The following is a 16,032-nucleotide window of genomic DNA, read 5'->3' on the forward strand; positions in this document are numbered from 1 at the left end:
AAAGGTAAAATGACATAGGAAAGAGTGCCTGTCACTTCTTCTTGAATTTTTCGGAAAAGAGAGGAAAATCATGTTTTCAACACCTTCTACAGCTCAATATGAGGTTCTTCAAGGGGAGTATTCTCTCCCTGTTGTTATTCTTTCGGTTTTGATTGCATGGGTAGCGGCTTATACATCGCTAAGTATGAATGAGCGCTCGCATAAGAGCAGCTTTTTTCATCAAAATCTGTGGTTGGTGTTCGCGGCTATTTCGATGGGCATTGGGGTTTGGGCGATGCATTTCGTTGGGATGAGCGCTTTGTCATTGCCTGTTCATATGCATTATGATCGTTTGCTTACGTTTGTTTCGATTGTTCCGGCGATGGTGGCTTCTTTCCTTGCGCTCTATGTCTCTAGTCGTTCAAGGCGTACGAAGAAAACATTTTGGATCGCGGGGCTGATGATGGGAGCGGGGATTTCGATCATGCATTACGTCGGGATGGCAGCGATGAAAATGGAGGGCGTGATCTATAGCTATAATGTTTGGCTATGGCTTGCTTCGGTTTTGCTTGCGGTGTTGGTTTCTTGTGTAGCCTTGTATGTGTTTTCGATGCTGCAGCATCAGTCGGAACGTTTTGTCGTTCGACTCATCATTGCCTTGATTTTAGGATTAGCTGTATCAAGCATGCACTTTACAGGGATGTCCGCCATCACGTTTTATGTACCGAGTGATCAGCCTTTAATGAGCGGTAAGTCCCATTTGGAGGAAGTTCTCTTTTTAGTGAAGAGTGTATCGGTAAGTATTATTTTGCTGTTATGTGTATTTTTATTTTCAAGTATGTTAGATCGTTATGCGGAACATCAATTGCGTTACGTGGATTCATTAACAAGATTGCCGAATCGCCGCGGATTCGAGAGAAATGTGGCGCATCTTCCGTATGATGCGTTAGCGATATGGCATTTGCATGATTTAGAGTCATTAAATCGAGCGCATGGGTATACCTTTGTGGATGAGCTGATTCAAACGACGAGTCTGTTGTTTACATCGATGAAGCCTCCTTTGACGGATTTGTATCGATTAGACGGTCATCGCTTTGCTTATGTGGCGCGAGGAGCTAAAGGGGTACAGGCGTTGAGGGAAGCGATGGAGAAAACGGCGGAACGGTTAAAGCAGCCGCTTCTTGTGAAAGAGCGGCAAGTGAAGTTAGAGACAGTTTGTGCGTTTTCAACGAGTACGGACAAGGAAACACCGGCGGAGCTATATTCACAAGCGATGGCGGTGCTGAATCATCCAACGATTGAATTTCAGCATGAAATCATTCATTATAATCCGATTGTCCACACGCAGTCATTTGCTCAATCGCTCATTGATGATGTAGAGCGAGCGATGGCTGAAAATGAGTTGTATGTTGTGTATCAGCCGAAAGTGTCAACCTCATTACGGAGAATGCTTGGTGTGGAAGCCTTGCTTCGCTGGGAACATCCGGAACATGGATTTCTTTCTCCTGGGGTATTTATCCCTATTTTAGAAAAACATAACCGGATGATGGATGTGACCGATTGGCTTATTGATCAAGTATGCCAGCAGCTTCAAGCGTGGCAAACGAATAAGAAGCACGACTGGTTAGTAGCTATAAATATTCCGGGCAATTATGTGACTTCACCGCGATTATTAGATTGTGTAACTAATAGAATGGAATTTTACGGAATTGATCCGAAATACTTAGAACTGGAAATTACTGAAACAAGCTTTGTGAAGAAGATTGATGAAGCGATTGAAGCGGTCAATAAGTTTCGGGAACAAGGGTTAGCGGTGGCGTTAGATGATTTTGGTACAGGAGTCTCATCTCTTTCGTATTTAAAGAAAATCCCTATTACCACGCTGAAAATTGATAAATCCTTTATCGATGGGGTGCCCGAGTCAGAAAAAGATGCGGCGATCATCCAATCCATCATCTCACTTGGAGAATCACTCAAACTCAAAGTCGTCATAGAAGGTGTAGAAACAAAAGAACAAGTCGACTACCTAATCACAACATGTAACGCACCTGTCATCCAAGGCTACTACTACTCCAAACCACTAAAACCGGAGGAAGTTCCTGCATTTTTCGACAGGTGCCTGTCACTCCCCGATGTTTGCTGATTTTTGTCGCTTGATAGATAAGAAACACCAAGGTGGATTTGTTTGCCTTGGTGTTTTTGTTTGTGCCTGGCATGGGTGTAATCTTTAGGGTGAAAGTCCCAAACCACGAAGGCAGTATTAGGGGTTAGCTGATGACAAGGGTGTCCGTGACGACGCGGAATCTAAAGGAAGTCGGAGGCAAGTTTCCGCTAAAAACGCCACAATTACACTTTTCTACTTGTGTAATTGTGGCGTTTTACCTTGATGACTTCAATTACAAGGCTAACTTTCTTTTGCAAATAAATTCAGATTAAATTTACTTGTAAAGCTCTATATGTTTCACAATATTGGTATCGGGATCTACAATTAATAGTACTTTATCGGCTAAACTACTCAAAGCAATCAATGTTTTAGAAGATTTTAGTTCCTCATTTAACTCCCATCCTATAGGTGAGAAGCTAAGGTGAGAGCCTTTCTCTTTTAAATAAGAGTTCTCTAAAAAAAAGAACAGCGAGTCACTATGAAAGCACTCTTTTGGGTTAATTAATTCTTCTTGTATAACCTCATACATAATCCTTTCTTTCGGAAACTCAAAAGGAGAATTAATTTTTTTGAATGGATTTTTTAGATATACCTCATAAACAAGTGGATGAACGCTCTTACTGTCTATGATTTGTTTAAATTTTTGGGGAGAAGTCTCCTTGATGCCTTTGACTTGTATAGATCTTAATTCTCCTTCAAATTTCAGTTCTTGTATAACTTGAAAATGAGGATATATCTGATCTTTAACTATATTATATATACTATTATCCATGATTGGGACATTAGATAAAATCTCTATGTTGTTGATAAAGTATGGAGCTACTATGAATTGAGCTATTTCTGACAGAAATTCTACTTCTTGGAAGGATGTAATGCTAGTTATTTCAGATACAGTACAATCATCAGATTCTATATATAAATTGTTAAATTCATTTTCATTTAATACTTTTAACCAATTCATTAAAAATCACCTACTTATTCACATTTTAAAATAAAGGCTACCCTAAAAGCAAAGAGGTCATATCACTCCCATCATAATATCTAGCGTAAAATAAGTGGAATATTTCTAGATATAGTAAAATGTATGGAGGTCGACCCACTTATGGGGCAGCCTTTAAATATGTTATTTTATTTTGAATGTTTTAGAAGCTAATTGATTTACGTTATAGCTACCTTTAAAGCCATATACATTTCCCCAAATATAACTTCTATAAGTTCCTGGATCTCCAACCCAAATACTTACTTGATCATATGTGTCAAACTTAATCTGAACCGCCGTATACGGAACCATACGTACGGTGGTGTGAGAGGTCGGAGGTTAACCGCCTCCTCCTACTCGATTGTTATAGAGGGTTCAGAAAAGCTTTTTCATGTAGACCCAAGAGACATACCTTGCTGTCGATAATATCCGTTTCATCATCGAACAGTGACCATCCCATGGGAGACCTTGTTGAAAGCGGCGCTGATCATGAAGGTGCCAAGGTGTGAGTAGATCAAAGGTGTACATTTCCCATAGCTTGCATTTGCGAGCTTTTGACCGTGAAGCTTGAAGAATGCCATTGACCGCCCGGCGAGCGGCTTCGTTCGCCGCTTCCATCGAGGCTAAATCGGTACTCGTTCGCACATAGTCCGAGGCGAGAAACAGATTTGGAATGCGGGTTGTTGCGTCAGGCCGAAGTTTCCACGTGTTGACGTTGTTCACTAAGAGCGGCGAGTGATTGACAGTATGGGGCGGCTTCACGACCATATCCGGGTCGATAAAACTAGAGTGGAGATCTCCATCTTGCAGAATCGTTTTCCCTGTGTTCAAGCTTCTTTTCAGTTGAGCCCACACTTCTTGTTTCACCTCTTCTTCCGTACATTGGGCCGCCGTCTTTCCGTAGAGGATGCCCGGTCGATGCCATTCGGACACACATACAGAGAGAATGCCTTTTACTTTGCCATCCCCATATTTTCCTAAATTCGTCGCTGGCCAAAATTGCTTTTGCGAAATGAGCGTTAATGCCCAAGGCGAATCGATACATAAAATATGTCCGTTAATGATGGGGGTATCTTGTTTTAAATAAAATTGAACGCCATTCATCCAACCGACACTTTCCGCGAGTTGTTTCATTCCTTTTAAGGAAGGATCGAGTTCAATCATTGTGGGTGATACCAATTTTTCCATCGTTTCTATAGGTAAGGCAAAAAGAAAGTAGTCTCCTTTCACCGTTAATTGGCGGCCGAGGTGCTGAACGATTACATGACTAACTTTTTGTTGCTCATACTCGATAGTTACACACTCGGCATTGGCGACAAAGCGAACGCCTTTTTTTCTTAAATAGGTTACCCATGGATCGATCCATCGGTCGTTGGTCGGCCCGTCTAATAGCCGGTCGTTCGGAGGAGCGGGAAGAATGAAATCCAACAGCATTTGCGAAAACACATTGCCAATCGTTTTTAAACTGGCCTCCCTTGCTTTAGCGGCGACGAGTGAACGCGTCATGCCTTGGACCATCTTTTGAAACGCTTCCGATTGGCGATCTGCTTCGACATACTCCCACCAGCTGATTGATTCATACTCCTTGTTTCTTCGTTCTGGACAACTTGTGATCACTTGCCACACTCGTGCCACGAGAAAATCAAGTTCTTGACCAGAAAGTTCCCAATTTGTTTTTAATAAGGATTTCATATTGGTTCTTAAATGAATGAACGACTTCGGAAAACCTAGTACAAAGGGCACAAGCGGTTGATCAAAACGGGCGAGCCCCATTTCTTTGGCATTCACTAAGTGGTCATACACTGTTTTCTTCTTATCCACAGGAATTCTTTTCATCGTATGAATGATGTGCTGATAAAACCCGGGAAAAAAACGAAATCCATGCTCACCAGGCAACTCCATGTTGCCGTTTGTCGCGGAATGCGGAACCGAGACCGACCGAGCTTTTCCTCCAGGAATGGACTTTGCTTCATAAATCGTCACATCCAACCCTCGCTCAATCAACTCATGCGCCGCACTCAACCCGGCCACCCCACCACCGAGTATAATCACTTTCTTTCTCATCCCATCACCCACCCAAGAGTAGTCAATAGTTCATTATATGCGGACAGTTTGACCGTTCATTCTCGCTGAAAAATGTGGAGCGGGAAGGGTGAGGGGCGGAAAAAGCGTGGTGAGGGCCGGAAAGTGAGTGGTGAGGGCCGGAAAGTGAGTGGTGAGGGCCGGAAAAAGTGTGGGAAGGCCGGAAAGTGAGTGGGAGGGCCGGAAAGTGAGTGGGAGGGCCGGAAAGTGAGTGGGAGGGCCGGAAAGTGAGTGGGAAGGCCGGAAAATGAGTGGGAAGGCCGTAAAAAGTGCGGGAGGGCCGGAAAAAGAGCGGGAAGGCCGGAAAGTGAGCGTGAGGGCCGGAAAAAGAGCGACCTATCTAAGACAGATGGGCCGCTGTTTTTTATTTTCCTTTATTATTGATATAGAGAGGTTGCTCATCTTTTATCGCATCATGTACATCTCGTTACAACGGAGCAAGTTGAACGTCCCCTTTCCTTAATAAATCTTCATTTCACCGCTCGATAAGGATACATCAATGTTGTATTTCCCGGAGCCGTGTGTGCCAGAGATGTCCCCACTGTCTATCTTTTGATCTTTTAAAGGAAAGTCACAGGAAATATCGCCGCTGCTCATCTTTCCTTTTAATGTAAAATCGGCCTTATCAGGTAGGTCGAGTTTGACGTCGCCAGAACTTAAATCCATGCGGACATCGCCAACAAGTTTCTCCATTTCCACGTGCATATCTCCAGAAGAAAGTTCTCCGTCTAGAGGCCCAACGTATCGAGTGAGTTTCACATCACCGGAGCTGAGGTCAAACATTCCTTTCTTTGTTGTAAGTGAATCGATTGTTAGCTTTCCTGAGGAAGCGTCATGTTCAAACGAATCTGTTTCTAAGTTGGCTAATTTCACATCTCCAGAGCTCATATCAATGCTCATGTTATTTAACTTCATCGGTCGGGAATTCGATTGGCCAGAAAATGTGACGTCGCCAGAGCCGACATTGAGCTCTAGGTTGCGATTATAGTCTTCCGGAATGTAAACGGTGAGATTGGAATGTTTCAACACCGAAAACCATTGATACCATTTTCGTTTCATTTCCACTTCAATCGTATTTCCGCTTGTTCGAACAGTGAGATTACCTTTTCCGTCCAGTTCCGCTTTTACGTTATCTCGTTTTTCTGCAATGATCGTCGTCTGGCTGCTGTCGACAGTCAATTCAATGTTATCAATGCGTCTCGTCATCTCCGCGCTGTTTCCTTGAGATTGTTCTTTTTTTATAAAAAATGTTGTACCTAATGCTAAAACGATCATGAGAATAATCAAAAAATTTCTCATAGTTTTCCTCCTTGCTTTCCTTTTTCAATTAATAAATTTCCATCTCTCCAGCCTCTACTGACAAGTCCAATTGATGCTTCCCAGAGCCGTGTTTCCCGGAAATATTTCCGTTGAGAATCTCTTGATTTTGTAAAGGAAAGTCGCAGGAAATATCGCTCATTTCTGACTGACCTTTTAATGAAAAATCCGCTTTGTCAGGGAGGTTGAGTGCAACACTTCCAACGTTTACATCAAAGCGGACATCGCCAGCGAGTTTCGCCATTTCAACCTCCATATTTCCAACAGTTAGATCTCCTTCAAGAGGGCCTGTGTAACGAGTAAGTGTCACATCGCTTGCACTAACATCAAAACGACCTTCCTTCGTTGTTAACGAATCAATCGTTAACTTGCCTGCAGAAGCCTCCAGCCCCCATTGAACGGTTTTTAAATGGCTGAATTCTACATTCGCCGCATTCATTTCGGTATTCACTGTATTGAGCTTCATTGGATTGGATTCTGATGCACCTGAAAATACTAAATTCCCAGCGTCAATATTGAATTCCATGTCGCGGTCGTAATCTTCCGGAATATAAACGGTGGCTGTCCCTGATTTTCCAGAAGAGAAAAATGATTGATACCATTTGCGCTTCACTTCTACTTCAATCGTATCTCCGTTTGTTCGGACGGAGAGTTCTCCTTTTCCTTTAAGATTCGCTTTCACATTATCGCGTTTTTCAGCGATGATCGTTGTATCGCTACCTTCCATGTTTACTTCAATTTTGTTACTGTCTTTTGTTATATTAGCACTGTGTTCTGTCGATCCCCTATTTGCATTGAAGATAACAAAAGCTGTACCGAACGCTAAGATAACAAGAATAAAGGCAATAATATTTTTCACTGCTTTTCCCTCATTTCTATGTTTTTCCTTCTAATCTATGTTGCTATTTTATTGGAATTTCCAAGTTTAAACAACGAACTGGAGGTTTAGTTTCAACTAAGACCAGAGACGTAGGATATTTATTCACATGTCTCCCCTCCTACGGTACAATTGATTGTGCTAATATATGTAAAGTTAGGAGATAAAATGAAGATGCCATCTCGTATATTGCTAGTGGAAGATGATCAATCGATTCAAGAAATGGTAGAAAGCTATTTAATAAAAGAGGGATTTTATGTAGCGACCGCTTCGGATGGAGAAGAGGGACTGCAAAAGTTTATGCAAGAATCGTTTGACTTACTCATTCTTGATATTATGATGCCGAAGATGGATGGGTTAGAAGTCGTGAGATTGATTCGAGAAAGAAGTGCTGTACCGATTTTAATGATGTCGGCAAAGGATACAGATGTCGATAAGGCGATCGGTTTAGGTCTTGGTGCGGATGATTATATTTGTAAACCGTTTTCTATGATTGAGTTATGTGCGCGAGTGAAGGCGGGCATCCGGCGTTCGACCCAATATTCAGCTCCGCAGCAGAAAGAGGACATCATTCAAATCGGTGAGTTGAAAATAGATAGTACTAATTTTACTGTTTGGAAGAAAGAAGCAGTCATTAAACTCACGTCTAAAGAATTTGAACTTTTAAAACTATTTGCGAAGAATAGCAATCGCGTGTTTACGAAAGCGCAAATTTATCAGCTGATTTGGAATGAGGAATATTACGGAGATGAAAATGTCATTAATGTTCATATGAGACGGCTGCGAGAGAAAATTGAGGATGATCCGTCCAACCCTCAGTATATTAAAACGTTATGGGGCATCGGCTACAAGCTGGAAGTGATGTAGCATGGTCATTTTTTTAACGACGATGATATTCATGTTACTAGGTGTGATTTTTTTTCAATATCGGATGCAGAAAAAGCAAGAGAAGCAATTGTATGATACGTATGAAAAGCTGCAAGACATCGTTGAAAAGCAAACAGCGGAAAAATTGTTAGTGGTGACGGATGATCGAGAACTGCAAAAGCTGTTAGTAGCGATTAATCATTTATTAGAAGCTAACCAAAGAACGAAGGCTAATCATGCGAAAGTAGAAATAGCGATGCGTAAGATGCTTTCGAATGTGTCGCATGATTTAAAAACACCGCTGACGGTCATTCTTGGGTACATAGAAATATTACAAACCGATTATGAGCTGTCTGAAGAAGAACGGCAAGTATTGCTGAGAAAAGTGCAAACGAAAACGCATGAACTGATGGAGCTTATTCATAAGTTTTTTGACTTAGCGAAGTTAGAGTCGGGAGATCAAGATATTGAGCTAACGAGAATCAATATGAATGAAGTGTGTCAGGCGAATATTTTATCCTTCTATGATTTATTGACGACGAAAGGCTTTACTGTCGATATTGATCTACCAGAAACGCCTCTCTATGCACTTGGAAATGAGGAAGTGTTAGGACGGATATTAAATAATTTAATTTCGAATGCGATTGCGTATGGGGATGATGGAAAAACGCTGGGCATAACATTAAGAAGTAATGAAACAGCTGTGTGTATTGATATATGGGATAAAGGAAAAGGGATTTCAGAATCGCATATCGACAAAGTATTTGAGCGGATGTACACATTAGAAGATTCCAGAAATCGTTTATATCAAGGCAGCGGGCTCGGCTTGACGATTACAAAGCGGCTCGTCGAAGCGTTAGGCGGGGAAATTCATCTTTCTAGCAAGCCTTATGAAAAAACCGTCTTTACTGTTGTGTTCAAAAGAGTGAACTTTTAGCTTGCGTTTTTTGCAAGCTTAGGCACAAAGGGAGTATTGATGTATCAACATTTCTAGAGATTTTGATCAAACTTTTTTATAAAGCAACAGCACAAACCTTGGTCTTGGTTTGTGCTAGTAATGTTAGTATGTTTTTTTTACAAACAAACGGAAAGTGAACTTTACATTTTGATTGAGTGATTGTATAGTTATGGAAAGTTAACTTTCCTTTTAGGAAGGAGTGATTATGTGAAGAACAGACTAGAAAAAATAAGAAAACAACGTGGAATAAAACAAGAAGAACTTGCAGCTGCTTTAGAAGTCACTAGACAAACAATAGGTTCTCTGGAAAATGGCAGATATAATCCATCAATTATTTTGGCGTTTAAACTTGCACGTTACTTTGAAATGAGTATTGAAGATATTTTTATTTATGAGGAGGAAACGAATAATGAATAATGAATTAAAATTAAGTTGGTTTATAACATTCGTTGGTTTGTTCTTAACGGTATCAGGTATTACTCTGGGAGTTATTGGAGCTGAAGTATTAAATATACCGTTTGTTAAGATGGATTTAGTTCCAATTACCATTGGTTTTTGGGGAAGTTTATTATTTATTGTAGGTATGATTAGTTTTTTTGTAGAAAAATATAGAAATAAAGAGAAAAGTATTGTAGAAAAAGATGAAAGAATTAAAGTGATTAAACAAAATGCTAAATCTAAAGCTTTTAATTTGATGATTATATTATTTTCGGGTGGTCTTTTAACATTAGCATTGCTTGGTTATATGAATGAGGTTTCATTTTTCAGTCTTATAGGTCTTTATTTTATTACGCTGGTGTATTATGTCTACCAACTTTGGATGAATGGGAAAGTTATGTAGAAAAGTTCTCTAATTAACATCGCATCAAAGTAAATAGCATGACATGCACGACTCCTGTTAACCCATGATCCTTAACTACTTCGATTACATTTTGCATCATAACATCTCTTTTTCTTCGATTTTCAGCACTTTACAAAGTTCTTTAGAAATAAAAAATCTGCTAAGTTCGTCAACTTTTCATATAAACCTTTTTATCTCATACGGAGCGTTCCAGTTTGTACGTCGTTAACCGTCGCCTTGCGCTTTTCTTGTCTAGCTCCAGGCTCCAACGACTAGCAAACTTCCCCGCTCCTCCTTACGAGCTATGTGGTCTGACCCCAATGTCCAGACGCTTGGAGAGCCTATAAAATATATGCGAAAGAAAAAGGGATTGAGCATTATCACATTCAAAATGTAAATGGTCTCCACTCCCGAATGAAACAATGGATAGGCCGCTTCAAAGGTGTGGCTACAAAATATCTCGACAATTATCTTGCGTGGTTACTGTTTTTAGATAGTCATAGTAACGAAAGCATTAAACACAACATCAAGGAGTTTCTATTATCATCATTTGTAGTTGAAATGACGGATACTTATGATAGTTTGCGCATGTCAAAATTTAATGTGCAGTCTCTGCTAAAAACAATCTTCATCTTAAACGAGTTGAAATTAATTCCTTAGAAGGGTGATGTACAGTGAAAAAAGAAATTTCTACAAATGAAGTAATGAAACTACTCCTACAAGCGTGCCCATCTTATCAAACAAGATGGGGAGAATATGTTAAAGACAATTATGAAACGGGAGAAGAACATTTACTTTATATCGACCTATCCGATTTCTCTGCTCACATTATAGATTTATACAAACAAAACAAAATAGACGAGTTCCCAGCAGTGTTTGAAGTAATAGAATTACTGCACACAAGTGGTGACGACTATGTTAAAGAGGCTTCAACAATTGGATTATTGGAAGATATGCAAAATCAACTTCTTACTGACAAAATAGATACAAGTGTTTTTAAGCAATTTTTAAAGAAAGATTCATTAAAATGGTGGAACAACCTTAATGACTTTTGGGGCGGTCAAACTAAATATGTTGGTCGTCCAGAAAAATAAGTGATTTTATAAGGAAAGCCTCAGTATTAGTGCTTTCCTTACTTTTTTATTCGAAAATTAACATTAGAGATTAACACAGCCAAAAAATAAAGAAATTAATCGATAATTAAATAAAATGAAACCATACATCCATCTGGTGATCGACTACAGAATATTTATGATAAGAATAATCAACTGGAACATGTGGCGGTAAATGGTTCAAGAAAGTGGAGCTATGGCCCCAATGTCAGTGATAAACTAAAAATTCTTCAGTGGGATCACAACGGATTTTGGCTTCATTTATCTCATACAGAGCAGTCCAGTTTGTACGTCGTTAACCGTCGCCTTACGTTTTTCTAGGAACTTAAGAATTTTGTAAGGATTGAGTAAGAAAAAAGAGAAATTCGCTTCGTACAATAAGTGTAGGAAGAGAAGGGAGAAGACAATATGTCCTATATAGTAAAAACGAATCAATTGACAAAGGTGTTTAACGGGAAAGAGGTTGTTTCCGGGGTTAATATGCATGTGAAGAAAGGGGAGATTTACGGATTTTTAGGGCCGAATGGTGCTGGTAAAACAACGGTGATGAAAATGCTCACGAGCTTAATGAAGCCGACGAGCGGTGAGATTGAGATTTTTGGTGAGAGATTAACGGATACTTCCTATGAAGTACTCAAGCGAATGGGGACCATTATTGAATATCCGATTTTTTATGAAAAATTAACGGCGAAAGAGAATCTTTACCTACATTGTGAGTATATGGGCTACTATGACAAGAAGGCAATTGACCGTGCGTTAGATCTTGTGAACTTGCATAATGTTAATGACAAGAAAGTAAAAGATTTTTCCCTTGGGATGAAGCAGCGCTTAGGCATTGCCAGAGCGATTACGACTAAGCCAGAGCTGTTAATTTTAGACGAACCGATCAACGGCTTAGACCCAATCGGGATTAAAGAGTTGCGGGAATTATTTAATATGCTTTGTAAAGAGTATGGGATTACGTTGTTAGTGTCCAGCCATATTTTAGCGGAGATGGAGCAGATGGCTGACACAATTGGGGTGATTCAAAACGGCAAGCTGATCAAGGAAGTGTCGATGCAGAGTATTAACGGTGAACAAACGGAGTATATTGAAATCACCGTTCATGATGTTCAAAAGGCGGTTTATATTTTAGACCATCAACTCGGTTTAAAAAATTATAAAATCATGAATGGCAAGTTGATTCGTATTTATGACATGAAAGCCACCCAGCAAGACATTTCAAAAGCGCTGATTATGAATGATATCGAGATTGAAAGTATCAACAAAAAGCACAGCTCATTAGAGGAGTATTTCCTAAATTTAATGAATGGAGAGGGCATCCATGCTTAATTTGATGAAGTTGGAGTGGAAAAAACATCAATTATCTCGTTACTTTAAAGGAGTCGCATGTTGTATTTTAGGAATTTTCGCCGCTGTTGGTCTGATGGCGTGGGGTTCTAAAGTGGAGAACGATTTAATGTTCACAGATTATGCGGGATTCATGTCTTTAACGAATATCTTTATTCGAATCACATTTCTCATTTTTTCAGCGGTCATTTTATCCCGTTTAGTCATTGATGAATACAAGAATAAAACGATGCAATTATTGTTTACCTATCCGATCGAGCGAAAAAAATTAATGCAAGCGAAATTAGCCATTGTTTTTGTTTTTTGTTTTTTCAACATTATTCTGTCTACTGTCATTATTAGTCTATTGATTTACTTTTTCAATCCTATGCTAGAGTTCTTTGACACGCCGGTTAGTATAGGTGAGATGATTGCTACCGTTCCAGCTACGTTGCTTCATGCCTTTATGATTGCTGGAATAAGCCTGATCCCTTTATATTTCGGCATGAGAAAAAAATCAACTCCTACCACCATTGTCTCGGCTATAGTAATCGGGTTGTTGATGAACGGATCGGTTGGTAATGAGAGTGGTCAAGTTAGTTTATTCGACTTCATTGCAGTCCCAGTTACGCTTTGTCTATTAGGTCTTGGAATTGGTTATCTTTCTTATCATAAAGTCAATAAAATGGATGTGGTCTAAAGACATGAGGAGGGGAGAATCATGCTGCAACTAATGAAGCTAGAAATGAAGAAATTTAAATTTGGATGGTATGTAAAAGGGGCGATGATTGCCACCATCATTATGACGGCAATGATTTGTTTCATTATGTATATAGAACAATGGGAAGGAGAATTAATGGTTACCATGTATCAAGATGTCTTTATTTTGATTGGTGGGATGGTGAGAGCAACGTTTATTGTCTTTGCCGCTGTATTAATTGCAAAAATGGTAATCGAAGAATATCGAAATCAAACGATTTTGATATTGTTCTCTTATCCTGTCAGCCGCAAGAAAATTATTGTTAGTAAACTATTAATCATAGCGATGCTGACGTTTATTACGATTTTATTATGTAATGTGATTGTCGCTGGTTCATTTTTTGTTGTCAATGCTTATTTTTCGATGGTCCCTTTTTCAGTTACCGCTCATCAGTTTTTAGAAGAAGCGATCAAAATGATTTTCTTTGCCATCGCTGCTGCTGGAGCTAGCTTAATTACACTGTACTTTGGGATGCGTAAATATTCGGTGCCAGCCACCATTGCTTCATCTCTGCTCATTGTGTCGATTGCTTGTTCGAGTAATCCAGCTTTCTCTATGGTGACATTCATTCCTCTGCAATTAGGACTCGCTATTGTTGGGGTGATGATTGCCTACTTGACGATTCGTAATATTGAGAAGGTCGATGTTAGTTAATTTTTGGTGCCGCTACCGTTATAGATGGAGAAAAGAGGGAGATCCCTATCGTTGTTTTTCAGCGACTATTGGGATCTTCTTTTTTTGTCTTTATTCGTGGGAATAAGCTAAAAATCAACACGACCATTTAACATAATTTGTGATGAAAAAGATGGTATGATTTGATTATGCTAAATCAATTTGAGGTTCGATTTCATATAAAGTGAAACTTCAATCAGTAGGGGGTTTCTTCGTCCCCCACCTACACGTCTGCGCTTCTTCTGCCGTGTTGAGGTGGGGGTCTTACAGCCCGTTAATGCGGGATAAAGTGGGAACAGGTGAAATAGCAGAGAAGCTGTTGGGAAATGGAGAGGAAATGATGGAACTTGATTATTTGATTAAGATCCTTGAAGAGGGTGGATATATAGGCTTGTTCCTATGGCTATGGCTCGGTATTTTTGGCATTCCCGTGCCGAACGAAGCCATTGTGACGACGCTTGGGGTAGCGGCATCTGCTCATTTATTCAATCCGATCATGGCTTTTTTCGTCATTTATGTAGGCATTGTTGCTGCTGTGACCACTAGTTATGGATTAGGTCGATTTATCGGTCGGCCATTGCTCATTTTTTTCGAGCGCAAAAATTATTTTTCAAAAGCGTTGCGAAAGTCGTTAAAAATGATTGATCACTATCATTCTTATTCTTTGCTATTCAGCTATTTCGTGCCCGGTATCCGTCAGTTTGTCCCCTTCCTGTATGGAATTCGTAAGCTGCCGTTTGCTGTTTTTGCGCTGTTTGCTTACACCGGGGTGCTGTTATGGTTATTGATTATGTTTACGATTGGCTATGTATTTGAAGATCATATCGATACAATCATTTATTATGGGATAGAAACGCTCATCATTTTTGCCGGTGTTTTGACGGTAGCAGGTGCGGCTTTCGTATGGAAAAGGAAGAAACAAAATCAGAAAGGTTATGCAAAATGAAACTAGACCGTTTATTAACGATGACGATGATTTTAGTTAATCGTAAAAAAGTGAAGGCGCAAGAACTGGCGGATTTATTGGATGTGTCAATCCGTACGATTTACCGAGATGTGGAGACATTGAGCTTTGCAGGCATTCCTGTCGTTAGTCAACAAGGGGCTAATGGGGGGATCAGTTTGATTGATGGCTACCGGGTGGATAAGCAAGTATTAACGAAAGACGAACTGGCCTCACTTTCTGTAGCGATTAAAAGTGTGCTTACTTCTTATGAAGATCCGCATGCCGAAGCAGTGCTTGAAAAATTAGCAGGTGTAGCCGATGACAAGGTCAGACAATCGGTGGATCAAGTATTTATTGATCTTAGTCCTTGGGGGCAAAATGAGATGTTGAAGGAGCAGCTTACTTTATTAAAAAAGGCGATTGACGTGAGGCATTGCGTTAGTTTTTCCTATTCAACGAGTGAGGGAAGGCAAACGAATCGTAGGATCGAGCCCCATACGTTAGTGCAAAAAGGACGGATGTGGTATGTGTATGGGTATTGTCGATTGCGAAATACGTTTCGCTTATTTAAAATTTCTAGGATGAGAGGATTACGAGAAGAGAAGGAATCATTTGAGAGAAAGCCGCTTCAGTTATCAGAGCTACCTTGGGATAAAGAGTGGCATCAGCCGCAAAATTTAGTCAATCTTACACTTTCTTTTGAGCCGCAGATGGTGACGATAATAGAAGATATGTTTGGAGCGGATCGTGTAGACAGGGAGCATTCGATTGTGACGCTGCTTTTGCCTGAAGATGAGTGGCTGTACGGTTATTTACTGAGCTTTGGGCATCGAATCAAAGTTCTTGATCCACCACATATTAGGAAGATTTTAAAAGAACGTGCCGAGGAAATAGTAGCATTGTATAAAGAACATAATGAATGTTAAAAGGACTGTTTGATAAGTCGATAATTCGGCTTGTGGATGGTCCTTTTTTTCTATTAGATGGGAGGATTAGTCAGTAGATTGTGACAAGTGCCTGTCACACCCCGGTTTTTGTCGAATCATAGTGTAGCTTAGGTTGTGTTTCGCTTCAATGTTTAAGTAAATGACAAAAATGCCAGACTTGCACTTCGAGTAAGCCGGAGAAGGGGGGGTTGTTCTATTACAT

15 protein-coding genes and 1 pseudogene are annotated in these 16,032 nt (G+C 40.0%); 12 read left to right on the forward strand and 4 right to left on the reverse strand.

Going from position 1 to position 16,032, the window contains the following annotated elements; translation table 11 throughout:
- Positions 1–70 precede the first annotated feature (70 nt).
- The gene (locus IRB43_RS08050; RefSeq protein WP_203362951.1) at positions 71–2,122 is read left to right on the forward strand and encodes a bifunctional diguanylate cyclase/phosphodiesterase; all 2,052 of its coding nucleotides are present in this window, start codon (positions 71–73) and stop codon (positions 2,120–2,122) included.
- Between the two features lie 295 nt (positions 2,123–2,417).
- Here IRB43_RS08050 and IRB43_RS08055 read toward each other — a convergent pair whose 3' ends face one another.
- The 4 genes from IRB43_RS08055 to IRB43_RS08070 form a co-directional block, all read right to left on the reverse strand.
- Entirely contained in the window at positions 2,418–3,104 is a 687-nt protein-coding gene (locus IRB43_RS08055) for a hypothetical protein (protein WP_203362952.1), read from the reverse strand.
- A gap of 393 nt (positions 3,105–3,497) precedes the next feature.
- Complete coding sequence (locus IRB43_RS08060; protein ID WP_203362953.1) at positions 3,498–5,186, reverse strand: hydroxysqualene dehydroxylase; 1,689 nt, start codon at positions 5,184–5,186, stop codon at positions 3,498–3,500.
- Positions 5,187–5,663: 477 nt separating this feature from the next.
- The gene (gene liaG / locus IRB43_RS08065) at positions 5,664–6,503 is read right to left on the reverse strand and encodes a LiaG family protein (protein ID WP_203362954.1); all 840 of its coding nucleotides are present in this window, start codon (positions 6,501–6,503) and stop codon (positions 5,664–5,666) included.
- A 28-nt stretch (positions 6,504–6,531) separates the two neighbouring features.
- Complete coding sequence (locus IRB43_RS08070; RefSeq protein WP_203362955.1) at positions 6,532–7,380, reverse strand: DUF4097 family beta strand repeat-containing protein; 849 nt, start codon at positions 7,378–7,380, stop codon at positions 6,532–6,534.
- Between the two features lie 192 nt (positions 7,381–7,572).
- Here IRB43_RS08070 and IRB43_RS08075 point away from each other — a divergent pair, with 192 nt between their 5' ends.
- The 11 genes and pseudogenes from IRB43_RS08075 to IRB43_RS08125 all read left to right on the forward strand — a co-directional run bounded on the left by IRB43_RS08075 (position 7,573) and on the right by IRB43_RS08125 (position 15,809).
- Positions 7,573–8,265, forward strand: coding sequence for a response regulator transcription factor (locus IRB43_RS08075; RefSeq protein ID WP_203362956.1), 693 nt, complete (start codon positions 7,573–7,575; stop codon positions 8,263–8,265).
- A 1-nt stretch (position 8,266) separates the two neighbouring features.
- On the forward strand, positions 8,267–9,202 hold the full coding sequence (locus IRB43_RS08080; RefSeq protein ID WP_203362957.1) for a sensor histidine kinase: 936 nt from the start codon (positions 8,267–8,269) through the stop codon (positions 9,200–9,202).
- Positions 9,203–9,430: 228 nt separating this feature from the next.
- Positions 9,431–9,640, forward strand: a complete 210-nt coding sequence (locus tag IRB43_RS08085) for a helix-turn-helix domain-containing protein (protein ID WP_203362958.1) — start codon at positions 9,431–9,433, stop codon at positions 9,638–9,640.
- On the forward strand, positions 9,633–10,064 hold the full coding sequence (locus IRB43_RS08090; RefSeq protein ID WP_203362959.1) for a DUF2178 domain-containing protein: 432 nt from the start codon (positions 9,633–9,635) through the stop codon (positions 10,062–10,064). The genes IRB43_RS08085 and IRB43_RS08090 overlap by 8 nt, the downstream gene beginning before the upstream one ends.
- Before the next feature lie 327 nt (positions 10,065–10,391).
- Positions 10,392–10,724 (forward strand): annotated as a pseudogene (locus tag IRB43_RS08095) (hypothetical protein); the annotation flags it as partial.
- A gap of 14 nt (positions 10,725–10,738) precedes the next feature.
- Positions 10,739–11,158, forward strand: a complete 420-nt coding sequence (locus IRB43_RS08100) for a DUF7674 family protein (RefSeq protein WP_343070827.1) — start codon at positions 10,739–10,741, stop codon at positions 11,156–11,158.
- A gap of 426 nt (positions 11,159–11,584) precedes the next feature.
- On the forward strand, positions 11,585–12,508 hold the full coding sequence (locus tag IRB43_RS08105; RefSeq protein WP_203362960.1) for an ABC transporter ATP-binding protein: 924 nt from the start codon (positions 11,585–11,587) through the stop codon (positions 12,506–12,508).
- Complete coding sequence (locus IRB43_RS08110; RefSeq protein WP_203362961.1) at positions 12,501–13,205, forward strand: ABC transporter permease; 705 nt, start codon at positions 12,501–12,503, stop codon at positions 13,203–13,205. The genes IRB43_RS08105 and IRB43_RS08110 overlap by 8 nt, the downstream gene beginning before the upstream one ends.
- 21 nt (positions 13,206–13,226) lie before the next feature.
- Positions 13,227–13,919 carry an ABC transporter permease gene (locus IRB43_RS08115; RefSeq protein WP_203362962.1) on the forward strand — a complete coding sequence of 231 codons (693 nt, stop codon included), beginning with the start codon at positions 13,227–13,229 and terminating at the stop codon, positions 13,917–13,919.
- A 295-nt stretch (positions 13,920–14,214) separates the two neighbouring features.
- Positions 14,215–14,883: a DedA family protein gene (locus IRB43_RS08120; RefSeq protein ID WP_238941898.1), complete on the forward strand. Its 669-nt coding sequence runs from the start codon at positions 14,215–14,217 to the stop codon at positions 14,881–14,883.
- Positions 14,841–15,809, forward strand: coding sequence for a helix-turn-helix transcriptional regulator (locus IRB43_RS08125; protein ID WP_238941899.1), 969 nt, complete (start codon positions 14,841–14,843; stop codon positions 15,807–15,809). Before IRB43_RS08120 ends, IRB43_RS08125 begins: the two co-directional genes overlap by 43 nt.
- Positions 15,810–16,032 lie beyond the last annotated feature (223 nt).

The sequence above is a fragment of the Bacillus sp. REN10 genome, from assembly GCF_016820555.1.
Taxonomy (GTDB): domain Bacteria; phylum Bacillota; class Bacilli; order Bacillales; family Domibacillaceae; genus Bacillus_CE.